The organism is Streptomyces sp. NPDC126497 (genome assembly GCF_040302425.1).
In the GTDB taxonomy this organism is placed as follows: domain Bacteria; phylum Actinomycetota; class Actinomycetes; order Streptomycetales; family Streptomycetaceae; genus Streptomyces.
Genome location: NZ_JBEORT010000016.1, coordinates 73,675 through 87,183 on the forward strand (window position 1 = coordinate 73,675; position 13,509 = coordinate 87,183).

The 13,509-nt window shown below is 71.3% G+C and carries 12 protein-coding genes; 6 read left to right on the forward strand and 6 right to left on the reverse strand.

Features of this window, described 5'->3' with window-relative positions; genetic code table 11:
- Positions 1-66: 66 nt before the first annotated feature.
- Positions 67-2,799 carry a phosphoenolpyruvate carboxylase gene (gene ppc, locus ABTY20_RS11045; protein ID WP_351996676.1) on the reverse strand — a complete coding sequence of 911 codons (2,733 nt, stop codon included), beginning with the start codon at positions 2,797-2,799 and terminating at the stop codon, positions 67-69.
- 288 nt (positions 2,800-3,087) lie between these two features.
- On the opposite strand from ppc, the gene ABTY20_RS11050 reads away from it, so the two are divergent.
- Positions 3,088-4,101 (forward strand): acyl-CoA desaturase, encoded by a 1,014-nt coding sequence (locus ABTY20_RS11050; RefSeq protein WP_351996677.1) that lies wholly within the window; start codon positions 3,088-3,090, stop codon positions 4,099-4,101.
- Positions 4,098-4,775, forward strand: coding sequence for a TetR family transcriptional regulator (locus ABTY20_RS11055; protein WP_351996678.1), 678 nt, complete (start codon positions 4,098-4,100; stop codon positions 4,773-4,775). Before ABTY20_RS11050 ends, ABTY20_RS11055 begins: the two co-directional genes overlap by 4 nt.
- A 250-nt stretch (positions 4,776-5,025) precedes the next feature.
- Here the strand turns inward: ABTY20_RS11055 and ABTY20_RS11060 are convergent, their stop codons facing one another.
- The gene (locus ABTY20_RS11060; RefSeq protein ID WP_351996679.1) at positions 5,026-5,868 is read right to left on the reverse strand and encodes a trans-aconitate 2-methyltransferase; all 843 of its coding nucleotides are present in this window, start codon (positions 5,866-5,868) and stop codon (positions 5,026-5,028) included.
- 113 nt (positions 5,869-5,981) lie between these two features.
- Between ABTY20_RS11060 and ABTY20_RS11065 the strand changes: the two genes are divergently transcribed.
- Positions 5,982-6,479: a MarR family winged helix-turn-helix transcriptional regulator gene (locus ABTY20_RS11065; RefSeq protein WP_351996680.1), complete on the forward strand. Its 498-nt coding sequence runs from the start codon at positions 5,982-5,984 to the stop codon at positions 6,477-6,479.
- Here the strand turns inward: ABTY20_RS11065 and ABTY20_RS11070 are convergent.
- On the reverse strand, positions 6,438-7,205 hold the full coding sequence (locus ABTY20_RS11070; RefSeq protein ID WP_351996681.1) for a LuxR C-terminal-related transcriptional regulator: 768 nt from the start codon (positions 7,203-7,205) through the stop codon (positions 6,438-6,440). The two genes, ABTY20_RS11065 and ABTY20_RS11070, sit on opposite strands and share 42 nt — an antisense overlap.
- A 288-nt stretch (positions 7,206-7,493) precedes the next feature.
- Between ABTY20_RS11070 and ABTY20_RS11075 the strand changes: the two genes are divergently transcribed.
- Positions 7,494-7,949 (forward strand): GNAT family N-acetyltransferase, encoded by a 456-nt coding sequence (locus ABTY20_RS11075; RefSeq protein ID WP_351996682.1) that lies wholly within the window; start codon positions 7,494-7,496, stop codon positions 7,947-7,949.
- A 3-nt stretch (positions 7,950-7,952) separates the two neighbouring features.
- Here ABTY20_RS11075 and galK read toward each other — a convergent pair whose 3' ends face one another.
- The 3 genes from galK to galT are packed head-to-tail and all read right to left on the reverse strand — an operon-like array spanning position 7,953 to position 11,216.
- Positions 7,953-9,125: a galactokinase gene (galK, locus tag ABTY20_RS11080; RefSeq protein WP_351996683.1), complete on the reverse strand. Its 1,173-nt coding sequence runs from the start codon at positions 9,123-9,125 to the stop codon at positions 7,953-7,955.
- A gap of 28 nt (positions 9,126-9,153) precedes the next feature.
- Positions 9,154-10,134 carry a UDP-glucose 4-epimerase GalE gene (galE, locus tag ABTY20_RS11085; protein WP_351996684.1) on the reverse strand — a complete coding sequence of 327 codons (981 nt, stop codon included), beginning with the start codon at positions 10,132-10,134 and terminating at the stop codon, positions 9,154-9,156.
- Entirely contained in the window at positions 10,131-11,216 is a 1,086-nt protein-coding gene (galT, locus tag ABTY20_RS11090) for a galactose-1-phosphate uridylyltransferase (RefSeq protein WP_351996685.1), read from the reverse strand. The genes galE and galT overlap by 4 nt, the downstream gene beginning before the upstream one ends.
- Before the next feature lie 175 nt (positions 11,217-11,391).
- On the opposite strand from galT, the gene ABTY20_RS11095 reads away from it, so the two are divergent.
- Both ABTY20_RS11095 and ABTY20_RS11100 read left to right on the forward strand, forming a co-directional pair.
- Positions 11,392-13,071 (forward strand): sodium:solute symporter family protein, encoded by a 1,680-nt coding sequence (locus ABTY20_RS11095; protein ID WP_351996686.1) that lies wholly within the window; start codon positions 11,392-11,394, stop codon positions 13,069-13,071.
- A 21-nt stretch (positions 13,072-13,092) separates the two neighbouring features.
- Positions 13,093-13,404 (forward strand): hypothetical protein, encoded by a 312-nt coding sequence (locus ABTY20_RS11100; RefSeq protein ID WP_351996687.1) that lies wholly within the window; start codon positions 13,093-13,095, stop codon positions 13,402-13,404.
- Positions 13,405-13,509 lie beyond the last annotated feature (105 nt).

A 13,509-nucleotide genomic window follows, 5' to 3' on the forward strand; every position in this document is an offset into this window, starting at 1 on the left:
CCGTCCGGAAGCGAGGGGGTGCCCCCGGCCGTACGGGCCGGGGGCTCCCCCTCGTCGTGCGTCGGGTCAGCCGGTGTTGCGCAGGCCGGCGGCGACGCCGTTGACGGTGAGCAGCAGGGCGCGGGAGAGCAGCGGGTCGGGCTGTTCGTCGGCGCCGGCGGCGTCGCGCTGGCGCTTGAGGAGGGCCACCTGGAGGTAGGAGATCGGGTCCAGGTAGGCGTCGCGGATGGCGAAGGTCTGCTTGAGGACCGGGTCGGCGTCGAGGAGTTCCGCCTCGCCGGTGACGCGCAGGACCTCGGTGACGGTCAGCTCGTGTTCGGCCTTGATGGTGTCGAAGACGTGCTTGAGTTCGTCGGGGACGAGGGTGTCGACGTAGTGCTGGGCGATGCGCAGGTCGGTCTTGGCGAGGGTCATCTCGACGTTGGAGATGAAGTTGCGGAAGAAGTGCCACTCCTGGTGCATCTCGTCGAGGACGGTGTCGAGGCCGGCCTCGCGCAGTGCCTTCAGTCCGGAGCCGACGCCGTACCAGCCGGGGACGATCTGCCGGGACTGGGTCCAGCCGAAGACCCACGGGATGGCGCGCAGTCCGTCGAGCGAGACGCCCGAGCCGGGGCGGCGGGAGGGCCGCGAGCCCAGGTGCAGGTCGGCGAGCTGGTCGACCGGCGTGGAGGCCAGGAAGTACGTCGGCAGGTCGGGGTCCTCGACGAGCTTGCGGTAGGCGGTGTGGGCGGCGTCGGAGACGACGTCCATGGCGGCGTCCCAGCGGGCGAGGGCCTCGACGGACTGGCGGGGTGCGGTGTGCAGGGCGGACGCCTGGAGGGTGGCGGCGACGGAGAGTTCGAGGTTCTCGCGGGCGAGGGAGGGGATGAGGTACTTGTCGGAGATGACCTCGCCCTGCTCGGTGACCTTGATCTCGCCTTCGAGGGTGCCCCAGGGCTGGGCGAGGATGGCGTCGTGGGTGGGGCCGCCGCCGCGGCCGACGGTGCCGCCGCGGCCGTGGAAGAGGCGCAGCCGCACGCCGTAGCGGTGGGCGACGTCGCGCAGGCGGCGCTGGGCGCGGTGGATCTCCCACTGGCTGGTGGTGATGCCGCCGAACTTGGAGGAGTCGGAGTAGCCGAGCATGACCTCCTGGACGTCGCCCCGGAGCGCGACGAGGCGCCGGTAGGAGGGGTCGGCGAGCATGTCCTCGAGGATGGTGTCGGCGGCCTTGAGCTCGTCGGTGGTCTCCAGGAGCGGGACGATGCCGATCTTGGCCCAGCCGGCGTGCAGGTCGATGAGTCCGGCCTCGCGGGCGAGGACGGTGGCGGCGAAGACGTCGTCGGCGCCCTGGCACATGGAGATGATGTACGACTCGACGACCTCGGGGCCGAAGACCTCCAGGGCGCGCTTGATCGTCCGGAAGACGCCGAGGGTCTTCTCGCCGGCCGCGTCGACGGGTGCGGGGGTGGGGGCGAGCGGGCGCCTGCTGCGCAGTTCCTTGGCGAGGAGCTTGGAGCGGTAGTCGCGGGGCATGTCGGCGTACCGCCAGGATTCCTCGCCGAGCCGGTCGAAGAGCTGGCCGAGGGCGTGGTGGTGGGCGTCGGCGTGTTCGCGTACGTCCATGGTGGCGAGCTGGAGGCCGAAGGCGGCCAGGGTGCGGATGGTGCGGGCGAGGCGGCCGTCGGCGAAGAGGCCGCCGCGGTGTTCGCGCAGGGAGGCCTGGATGATGCGCAGGTCGGCGAGGAGTTCGCCGGTGCCGAGGTAGTCGCGGCCGGGCTCGTGCGGGGTGCCCTTGGCGAGGCGGAGCTTGGTGTTCTCCAGCTTCTGGCGGATGCAGGTGGCCTTGAGCCGGTAGGGCTCCTCGGCGTTGAGGCGCTTGTAGCGGGGGCTGATCTCGGGGAGGGCGTCGAGGTCGGCCTGCAGGGAGGTCAGCAGTTCCTCCGTCGCGCCCGTGTAGCGGATGGAGTTGGAGAGGAAGCCGCGCAGTTCGTCGATCATCTCCAGGGCGTCGTTGATGCCGTGTTCGTGCTGGAGGATGAGGACGTCCCAGGTGACCTGGGGGGTGACGTTGGGGTTGCCGTCGCGGTCGCCGCCGATCCAGGTGCCGAAGGTGAGGGGGCGGGTGTCGTCGGGGAGGTGGACGCCGACGCGTTCCAGCTCGGCGGTGAGGTCCTCCAGGACGTCGCCGACGGCGCCGGCGTGCAGTTCGTCGAGGTAGTAGATGGCGTTGCGGGCCTCGTCGGCGGGTTCGGGGCGGACCACGCGCAGTTCGTCGGTCTGCCAGACGAGGTCGATGTTCTCGGCGAGCCGGGTGTCCAGGCGGCGCCGGTCGGTGGCGATGACCGGGGTGTCGAGGAGGGCGGCGATCCGGCGGAGCTTGTTGAGGACGGAGCGGCGGGCGGCCTCGGTGGGGTGGGCGGTGAAGACGGGCCGGATGTTGAGGTTGCGGACCGTTTCGCGCAGGTGCTCGGGGTCGGCGTCCTTGAGGCGGTCGGCGGTGCGGGAGAGCAGTCCGCCCTCGGCGGCGCGGCGGGCGCGCAGTTCGCGGCCGCGGTGCACCTGTTCGGTGACGTTGGCCAGGTGGAAGTAGGTGGAGAACGCGCGGACCAGCTTGGCCGCGGTCTGCAGTTCGGTGCCGCGCAGCAGTTCGGCGGCGGCCTCGCCGTCCTCACGGGTGAGTCGGCGGACCTTCTCGACGAGGTCGAGCAGCTCGGGGCCCTCCTGCCGTACCAGGGTCTCGCCCAGGAGGTCACCCAGTCGGCGGATGTCGGCGCGCAGCTCGCTGCTCGTCGTGGTGGTCTGGTCGTCGGCACTGCTCACAGGTGCGGCTCCTTGCAGTGTTGAAGCTCGTCTGGGAGGGAACCCGGACGGCGTCTCGCGCGGCGTGCGCCGCTTGCGGGCCGGACGTCCGGGAAGAAATCAGAGCGGACCGCGCTGTCCGACCGACTTCAAGGATAGGTGCCGGCCCGGAGGCGCGGGCTCACGGGCTCTTGCCGCCGGGTGACGCGCTGCCATACTTACGCTGCCGTAGGTTACGGAGGCGTAGGTGGGCGGTGTGTCTCCGGAGGCCGGGCACCTTCCCGTCCACATACCCCACAGGGAACACGTATGACCTCAGGCTCCGATGTGCTGCACGAAGCTCCGGAACACTCCGGGCCCGACGACGCGGCGCCCTCCGCCACGCTGGGCGGCGAGCGCAAGCGCTCCATCGAGCAGATCACGCTGCTGCTCTTCATCATCGTCCCCTTCCTGGCACTGGTGGCGGCGGTGCCGCTGGCGTGGGGGTGGGGGGTGAGCTGGCTGGACCTGGGTCTGTTGGTCTTCTTCTACTTCCTGGGCTGCCACGGCATCACCATCGGTTTCCACCGTCACTTCACGCACGGGTCGTTCAAGGCGAAGCGGCCGCTGAAGGTCGCGCTGGCGATCGCCGGGTCGATGGCGGTGGAGGGGCCGTTGGTGCGCTGGGTGGCCGACCACCGCAAGCACCACAGGTTCTCCGACGCCGAGGGCGACCCCCATTCGCCGTGGCGGTACGGGGAGACGGTCCCGGCGCTGGTCAAGGGATTGTGGTGGGCGCACATCGGCTGGATGTTCGACGAGGAGCAGACGCCGCAGGACAAGTACGCGCCGGATCTGATCAAGGATCCGACCCTGCGGGCGATCTCCCGGCAGTTCGTCCTGTGGACGGCGTTGTCGCTGGCGCTGCCCGCGCTGATCGGCGGTCTGGTCACCATGTCCTGGTGGGGTGCGTTCACCGGGTTCTTCTGGGGGTCACTCGTCCGGGTGGCGTTGTTGCACCATGTGACGTGGTCGATCAACTCGATCTGTCACGCGGTGGGCAAGCGCCCGTTCAGGTCGCGGGACCGTTCGGGCAACGTGTGGTGGCTGGCGGTGCTGTCGTGCGGTGAGTCCTGGCACAACCTGCACCACGCCGATCCGACGTCCGCGCGGCACGGTGTGGAGCGCGGGCAGGTGGATTCCTCGGCCCGTCTGATCCGTTGGTTCGAGCGGCTGGGATGGGCGTACGACGTGCGGTGGCCGTCACGCTCGCGTATCGATTCGCGCCGTGACCGCGCGGGGGGCTCCGCCCGGCGGGGGAGGGGGCCCGTCGAGGCGGCATGATGGACGCCGTGGCGACCGACTCCAGCAGCACCCCGAGCGACGAGAAACCGCGGCGCGTCCGCCGTACCCGGATGACCGGTGCGGAGCGCCGCCAGCAGCTGCTGGAGATCGGCCGCACCCTGTTCGCGGCGAAGGGCTTCGAGGGCACGTCGGTGGAGGAGATCGCGGCGAAGGCCGGGGTCTCCAAGCCGGTGGTGTACGAGCACTTCGGCGGCAAGGAGGGCCTGTACGCGGTGGTGGTGGACCGCGAGATGCGGCGTCTGCTGGACATGGTGACCGGTTCGCTGACGGCCGGCCATCCCCGTGAGCTGTGCGAGCAGGCGGCGTTCGCGCTGCTGGACTACATCGAGGAGTACACGGACGGTTTCCGCATCCTGGTCCGCGACTCCCCCATCCCCCAGTCGACGGGTTCGTTCGCCTCGCTGATCTCGGACATCGCCACCCAGGTGGAGGACATCCTGGGCCGTGAGTTCAAGTCGCGCGGCTTCGACCCGAAGCTGGCCCCGCTGTACGCGCAGGCCCTGGTGGGGATGGTGGCGCTGACGGGCCAGTGGTGGCTGGACGTGCGCAAGCCGAAGAAGGCGGAGGTGGCGGCCCACCTGGTCAACCTGGCCTGGCACGGGCTGGACGGCCTGGAGCCGAAGCCGCGGCTGATAGGTCACCGGAAGAGCTGAACCGACAGCACACCGGATCGACCGTGCGCGGTGCTGTGCGCATGACCGGGGTCACGGTCGGCGCGGTCCGTGCCCGGCCCGGCGGCCTCGTCCGTCGCGCGGCCCACGGCCGCGCGACCCTCGCGCAGGACCCCCGCCCCCGCCCACTCGGGCGCCTGCGGGCCGGCGGTCCGCCGATCGCGTGCCGGCGACCACCGCGTGCTCCACGCCCTCGACGACGGCGTCGTCCTCGTCCTCGTCCTCGTCCTCGTCACCCACCCGGGTCGCACGCCCTGGGCCGGCTCCCCTTGACGGCGACCGCGAAGACGCGGCGGAAGGGGAACGGGGTGCCGTGGGGGCCGGCCGGGTAGGCGGCCCGCAGGGCGGTGCGGTACTCGGCGACGAAGGCCTCCCGCGCCTCGGGGTCGTCGGCGAGGGCGGTGAGGACGGGGCGCAGGCCGGTGCCCCCGACCCAGTCGAGGACCGGGTCGGGGCCGGTCAGCAGGTGGATGTACGTGGTCTCCCAGGCGTCGGTCGTGCAGCCGAGGGCGGTCAGGCGCTCCAGGTAGGCCTCCGGTCGCAGGACGGCGTCCCGGTGGCGCAGGACGCCGTCCAGCCGGCCCCGCCACCGCGGGGAGGCGGCGAGTTCGCGCATCAGGGTGTGGCTGGGGGCGTCGAAGTTGCCCGGCACCTGGAAGGCGAAGGTGCCGCCGGGGGTGAGCCCTTCGATCCAGTCGCCGAACCGTTCCACGTGTCCCGGGACCCACTGCAGCGTGGCGTTGCCGACGATCAGGTCGTACGGCTCCTCGGGCGTCCAGGTGCGGAGGTCGGCGTGGACGAAGTCGATCCTGCCGCCCCCGGGGGCCGGGCCCTCGTGGTCGGCGCGGGCCTTCTGGAGCATCTCGGGAGAGTTGTCGTAGCCGGTGATGCGGGCGGCGGGCCGGTGCTCGGCGAGCAGGGCCGTGACGTTGCCGGCGCCGCAGCCGAGGTCGGCGACGCGGGGCGGGTCCCCGGGCAGGGGCGGGACGCGGGCGAGCAGGTCGGTGAAGGGCCGGGTGCGGTGGCCGGCGTGACGCAGGTACTGGGCGGGGTCCCAGGTGGGGTCGGCGGGCATCAGGCCTCCCGGTGCGGTGGGTCGGGTACCCAGCGTCACCCCCCATCCATCTCGATGTCAAGAAACTTGATATCAAGAGACTTCACGTCGACACAACCACTACACTGATCGTCATGGAGGACGAGGTCGATCGGCTGGTCGCAGCGTGGCGCCGGGAGCGCCCGGACCTCGACGTGGAACCGCTCGAGGTGCTCAGCCGGGTGAGCAGGCTGGCCCGGCACCTGGACCGGGCGCGTCGGCTCGCGTTCGCCGAGCACGGCCTGGAGTCCTGGGAGTTCGACGTCCTGACCGCGCTGCGCCGTGCGGGCGCCCCGTACCAGCTCTCCCCGGGGCAGCTCCTCACGCAGACACTGGTCACCTCGGGCACGATGACCAACCGCATCGACCGGCTCACCAAGAAGGGGCTGGTGGAGCGGCTGCCCGACCCCAGTGACCGGCGCGGCGTCCTGGTCCGGCTCACGGAGGAGGGCCGCGATCGCGCCGATCAGGCACTGGCCGGGCTGCTGGCGCAGGAGCGGGCGATCCTCGGGGAACTCACCCACGCCCAGCGTGGCGAACTGGCCGGGCTGCTACGCCAGTTGACCGCCCCGTTCGACAACGTCCCCGGGTAGGTCGACGGGTCCGACGCCCGCCCGGCGGGCGAGGGCCACCGCGGCGAGGGTGGAGTGCACGCCCAGCTTCCCGAGGACGTTCTGCATGTGGGTGCGCACGGTGTGCGGGGACAGGTACAGGCGCTCGGCGACCGCTTTGCGCCCCAGTCCCGCGACCATGCACCGCAGCACCTCCCGCTCGCGCGGGGTCAGGGACTCCACGAGCCGTTCGCTCTCGGTGCGGTGACGGCGGGCGGCGGTCAACTCCCGCAGCACGCCCGTCAGCAGCGCGGGCGGCAGGTGCGTCTCGTCGCGCAGCACGCCCCGGATGACGGTGAGCAGTCGGCTCAGCGAGCAGTCCTTGGCCACCCACCCGGAGGCCCCCGCCTGCAGGGCGAGCGCGGCCCGGGCCGGGTCGTCCTTCTCGGCGAGGACGACGATCCGTACCTGCGGCTGCGCCGAACGCACGTCGGTGACCAGCCGTATCCCGTCGACGAGCCCGTCCTCGTCGACGGCCTGCACGGGCACGGCCGGCCGGCCGCCCGGCGTCCTGCCGCCCAGGTCGGCGTCGACGAGCAGCACGTCGAACCGCCGTCCCTCGCAGACCGCCCGCTCCAGGCAGCGCAGCGCGGCCGGACCGCTGCCCGCCGCGGACACCTCGACGTCGGGCTCTGCGGCCAGGGCCGCGGCCAGCGACTCGGCGAAGATGCGGTGGTCGTCGACGACCAGGACCCGAATGCGAACCACGAAACCCCCCTCCCCCACGCTCTTCCCAGAGCAGGGGATTACCCCATCGTCGGAGGACGACACCGGCGCGGGTACGACGCCGGGCCCCTGCCACTTCACTGACCGGACGTGGGGCGGGCCGTCGCGACCGCGCGTCCGCCGTCGCGCGACGCCCGCCGCCCCGCCCGGACGCCGTACCGACCGTCTCGCCCCCTGAACGGCGCCTGCCCCCGCCGGCGCTGTCCCTCAGGGTACGGGCGGGGGCCGGGAGCGGAAGGCTATTTGCAGAACTGGCGGCCTTGCGCGTTTATGGTGAGCCGCATGTTCCGTCTTGAGACAGAAGTCGACAAGGCCCGACGTGATCTGCTCCGCAGGCGGCTGAGGGACACGAACACCGCGGCCTCCCCGGTCCTTCGGGCGTTGCGCGGAACCCCGGGCGAGCGTGAAGCGCCTTTGCACGTGTGGGCGTTGGATGCGAACGGCGAACTGGCCGGCGGTCTGGTCGGCCACACCTGGGCGACCTGGCTGCACGTGACCTACCTGTGGGTGGACGCCCGCCACCGGGGAGCGGGCCTGGGCTCCGGGCTCCTCGCGGAGGCGGAGCGCGTCGCCGCCGCCGAACGCGCCTGCACGGCCTCCCGCGTGGAGACCTGGGACTTCCAGGCCCCCGGCTTCTACGAGCGGCAGGGCTACGCGGTGGTGTGCGTGATCCCCGACTACCCGCCGGGGATCACCGAGTACACCTTGACCAAGCGGCTGGGCTGAGGCTCAGCGGATCCGTCGCGCGCCCGCCGCCGGCACCGCCTCGAAGACCCGCGGGGCCTTGAAGCCGGCCGCCGCGAAGGCCTCCTCCACCGCCTTGGTGACGGCGGGCACGTCCGCCTCCTCCGCCAGGACGATGGCCGAGCCGCCGAAGCCGCCGCCGGTCATGCGTGCGCCGAGGGCGCCGGAGGCGACGGCGGTCTCCACCACCAGGTCGAGCTCCGGGCAGGAGACGCGGAAGTCGTCGCGCAGCGAGGCGTGGCCCTCCACGAGCACCGGGCCGATGGCGCGGGTGTCGCCCGACTCCAGCAGGGAGACGACCCGTTCGACCCGCTCGTCCTCCGTCACCACGTGCCGGACCAGCCGGCGGACCTCCTCCTCGTCGCCGAGCCGCTCCAGCGCCGCGTCCAGTTCCGCGAACGGCACGTCCCGCAGGGCGTCGACGCCCAGCAGGGCCGCGCCCTTCTCGCAGCCCGCGCGGCGCTTGCCGTACTCGCCCTCGCTGTGGCTGTGCTTGACCCGGGTGTCGACGACGAGCAGGCGCATGCCCTCGGCGGCCAGGTCGAAGGGGATCTGCCGCTGGGACAGGTCTCGGGTGTCGAGGAACAGGGCGTGGCCGGTCTCGCAGCAGGCCGAGGCCGTCTGGTCCATGATGCCGACGGGGGCGCCGACGTAGACGTTCTCCGCGCGCTGGGAGAGGCGGGCCAGCTGCCAGCCGCGCAGGCCGAGGTCGAACAGGTCGTTCAGCGCGAGCGCGACCACGACCTCCAGGGCGGCCGAGGACGACAGGCCGGCGCCCGCCGGGACGCTCGAGGCGAGGTGGACGTCGGCGCCGGTCACGGCGTGCCCGGCCTCGCGCAGCGCCCACACCACACCCGCCGGGTAGGCGGTCCACCGCTTGTCGGACTCGGGGACGAGGCCGTCCACCGCCAGCTCCACGACCGGCCCGTCCACGTCGGCGGAGTGCAGCCGCAGGACGCCGTCGTCCCGCCGGGACACCGCCGCGACCGCGGTGTGCGGCAGGGCGAACGGCATGACGAAGCCGTCGTTGTAGTCGGTGTGCTCGCCGATGAGGTTGACCCGGCCCGGTGCCGCCCACACCCCGTCCGGCGCGGCCCCGTACAGCTCCTCGAACCGTTCGGCGACGGACCCCGCGACGGCCTCGCTGGACTCGCTCATGCCCTGACCCCTGCCCCTTCGTGACGTTCTACTCGGCCTGCTCGGCCTGCTCGGCGCGCTGCTGCGCGAACTCCCACGCGTCCGCGACGATCCCCGCGAGGTCGGCGCGTGACGGTTTCCACCCCAGCTTCTCGCGGGCGGTGGCGGCCGACGCGACCAGGACCGCCGGGTCGCCGCCCCGGCGGGGGGCCACGACCTCGGGGATCGGGTGGCCGGTGACCTTGCGGACCGTCTCGACGACCTCGCGGACGGAGAAGCCGTTGCCGTTGCCGAGGTTGCAGATCAGGTGCTCGCCGGGCGCGGCGGCCTCCAGCGCGAGCAGGTGGGCCTCGGCCAGGTCGGCGACGTGGATGTAGTCGCGCACGCAGGTGCCGTCGGGCGTCGGGTAGTCGTCGCCGTAGACGGAGATCGCCTCGCGCCGGCCCTGGGCCACCTGCAGGACGAGCGGGATGAGGTGCGACTCGGGGTCGTGCCGCTCGCCGTGCCGGCCGTAGGCGCCGGCCACGTTGAAGTAGCGCAGGGAGACCGCGCCCAGTCCGTGCGCCGCCGCCTCGCCGGTGATCATGTGGTCGACGGCGAGCTTCGAGGCGCCGTAGGGGTTGGTGGGGCGGGTCGGCGCGGTCTCGACGATCGGGACCCGCTCGGGCTCGCCGTACGTCGCCGCCGTGGAGGAGAACACCAGCCGGCGCACGCCCGCCCCGCGCATCGCGGCGAGCAGCGCCATGGTGCCGCCGACGTTGTTGTCCCAGTACTTCTCCGGCTTCACCACCGACTCGCCGACCTGGGAGGACGCGGCGAAGTGCAGGACGCCGTCGAACGACGGGTCCAGCCATCGGGCGGCGTCGCGGATGTCGCCCTCGACGAACGACGCGCCCGCGGGAACGCCCTCCCGGAACCCGGTGGAGAGGTTGTCGAGCACGACGACCTCGTGACCGGCCTCCAGCAGATGCTGGGCGACGACGCTGCCGACGTAACCGGCCCCGCCCGTCACCAGGTACTTCCCGCTCATGAACTCGCTACCTCTCGCAGTCGCTCGGCCGCGCGCTCCGGCGGCACGTCGTTGATGAACACGTTCATGCCGGACTCGGAGCCCGCGAGGAACTTCAGCTTGCCGGATGTGCGGCGGATGGTGAAAAGCTCCAGGTGGAGCGCGAAGTCGTCGCGTGTGACGCCGTCGAACTCCTCCAGCGTGCCGAACGGGGCCTGGTGCCAGGCCGCGATGTACGGCGTCGGAGGCTCGCCCCCGCCTTCCTTCCCCCCGTCCCGCCCGTCGAAGATCCGGTCGAAGCGCTTCAGGAGTTCCAGGTACACCCGGGGGAACTCCGTGCGCGCCGCCTCGTCCAGTCCGAGCAGGTCGGGCACCCGGCGCTTGGGGTAGAGGTGGACCTCGTAGGGCCAGTGCGCGGCGTACGGCACGAAGGCCACCCAGTGTTCACCCTCAAGGACGATCCGCTCGTCGGCCCGCTCCCGCTCCAGCACGGCGTCGAACAGGTTCTCGCCGCCCGTCGCCTCCTTGTGTGCGGCCACTTGGCGCAGCATCAGGGCAGTGCGGGGGGTGGTGAAGGGGTAGGCGTAGATCTGCCCGTGCGGGTGCTGGAGGGTGACGCCGATCTCGGCTCCCCGGTTCTCGAAGCAGAAGACCTGTTCGACGGAGGGCAGATGCGACAGTTCGGCGGTCCGGTCGGTCCAGGCGTCGAGCACCAGTCGCGCCTGCCGCTCGCTCAGACCGGCGAAGGAGGAGTGGTGGTCGGAGGTGAAGCAGACGACCTCGCACCGGCCCGAGTCGCCGGCCAGCGAGGGGAAACGGTTCTCGAAGACGACCACGTCGTACGCCGAGTCGGGGATCTCGCTCAGCCGGTCGCCCTCGGAGGGGCAGAGCGGGCACTCGTCGGCCGGCGGGTGGTACGTACGCCCCTGGCGGTGCGAGGCGACGGCGACGGAATCGCCCAGCAGCACGTCGTGGCGGATCTCGGACGTGGTGGCGGTGGCGTCGAGCGGACGGCGGTCGACGGCGTCCCGGACGGTGTCGTCGTCCAGGTCGTAGTAGACGAGCTCGCGGCCGTCGGCCAGCCGGGTCGAGGTCTTCTTCACTGCCGTACTCCTCTGCACCCGCCAATCATCCAACACAATCAAACATAACACATCACAACCGACCACCACGTTTTCTCATCACGATCAAACAAAGAACGCCATCGGAAGCGTTCGCCCACCGAACCCAGAGGCATAGGTTCCGCACCGGATCAGTTCGCGAACGAAGCGAGTGTGTATGCAAACCCCCACATACCTGGCCGCAGAGCTTCGACTCCCCACCAACTGGCTGGACTACACGATCCTCGGGATCTACTTCGTCGTCGTCCTGGGCATCGGCTTCGCGGCCCGCCGCTCGGTCAGGACCAGCCTCGACTTCTTCCTCTCCGGTCGCTCCCTGCCCGCCTGGGTCACCGGTCTGGCCTTCATCGCGGCCAACCTCGGCGCCACCGAGATCCTCGGCATGGCGGCCAACAGCGCGCAGTACGGCGTCTACACGACCCACTGGTACTGGATCGGCGCCATCCCCGCGATGGTCTTCCTGGGCCTGGTGATGATGCCGTTCTACTACGGCAGCAAGGTCCGCTCGGTCCCCGAGTTCCTGCTGCTGCGCTTCGACAGGGCGGCCCACCTGCTCAGCTCGATCCTCTTCGCGGCGGCCGCCGTCCTGATCGCCGGCGTCAACCTCTACGCCCTCGCGATCGTGGTCGAGGCCCTCCTGGGCTGGCCGCAGTGGGTGGCGATCGTCGTCGCCGGAGCCTTCGTCCTGGCCTACATCACCCTCGGCGGCCTGTCCTCGGCGATCTACAACGAGGTCCTGCAGTTCTTCGTCATCCTCGCCGCGCTGATCCCCATCACCGTGCTCGGCCTGAAGAGCGTCGGCGGCTGGGGCGGCCTGTCCGACTCCCTCACCGAGGCGCACGGCGACGACTTCATGACCGCCTGGGGCGGCACCGGCATCGGCAGCGACAACCCGCTCGGCGCCAACTGGCTGACCATCGTCCTCGGCCTCGGCTTCGTCCTCTCCTTCGGCTACTGGACGACGAACTTCGCCGAGGTGCAGCGCGCCCTGTCCGCCAAGAACCTCTCGGCGGCCCAGCGCACCCCGCTCATCGCCGCGTTCCCGAAGATCTTCATCGTCTTCATCGTGATGATCCCGGGCCTGGTCGCGGCGGTCCTGGTGCCCACCATCGGCACGGCCGACTCGGACCTCCAGTACAACGACGCCATCCCGTACCTGATGCAGCAGCTCCTGCCCAACGGGGTCCTGGGCATCGCCGTCACCGGCCTGCTGGCCGCGTTCATGGCGGGCATGGCGGCCAACGTCTCCTCCTTCAACACCGTCTTCACCGCCGACATCTGGGCGAAGTACGTGGTGAAGCACCGCGAGGACGAGTACTACGTCCGCTTCGGCCGCCTGATCACCGCGATCGGCGTCCTCGCCTCGATCGGCACGGCGTTCCTGGCCAGCTCCTTCTCCAACATCATGAGCTACCTCCAGACGCTGTTCTCCTTCTTCAACGTGCCGATGTTCGTGGTCTTCATCATCGGCATGTTCTGGAAGCGGGCCTCCATGAAGTCCGGCTTCTGGGGCCTGATCGCCGGCACCACCGCCGCGATGGTCAACTACTTCGTCATCTACGAGCAGGGCATCGTCGACATCCCCACCGACCAGGGGGCCAACTTCGTCTCCGCGATCGCCGGCTTCGTCGCGGGCGCGGTGGTCATGGTCGCCGTCTCGCTCTTCACCGCGCCGAAGCCCGCCGAGGACCTCCAGGGCCTGGTCTACGGCACGCGCTCGCCCGGCATGGCGGAGCCGCCCGCGGAGGGCGACGACGCGTGGTACCGCAAGCCCGCGCTGCTGGGCTGGGGTGCGGTGATCCTGGCCGCCGTCTGCTACATCCCGTTCTCGTTCTGATCGCGGGAGGATGGAGAGAACATGTCCGAGCACTATTCCGAACGTGACGTCCAGCAGGAGGTCTCCGAGCTGGAGACCAAGTCCGCGACGGCCGCACGCTTGTTCGACATCCGGCGGATCATCGGTGGGCTGTTCGTCGTGTACGGCGTGATCGTCACGATCGCGGGCCTCACCGCGTCCGACGCGGACATCGACAAGGCCGAGGGGGTCAACATCAACCTCTGGACGGGGTTGGGGATGCTGATCCTGGGCCTGCTGTTCCTCCTCTGGCTGAAGCTCAGGCCCACGGCTCCGCCGCCGCCGGACGCCGTTCCGGAGGAACGGGAGGAGTAGCCGGCGCGGTACCGGGTGCCCGGCGCCGGCGCGGGTCCGAGGGGTGTGCGCGCGGCCCGGCGCCGGCGGGGTGCGGACACAGCGCCCACCGGCCGTGGGCGCCGT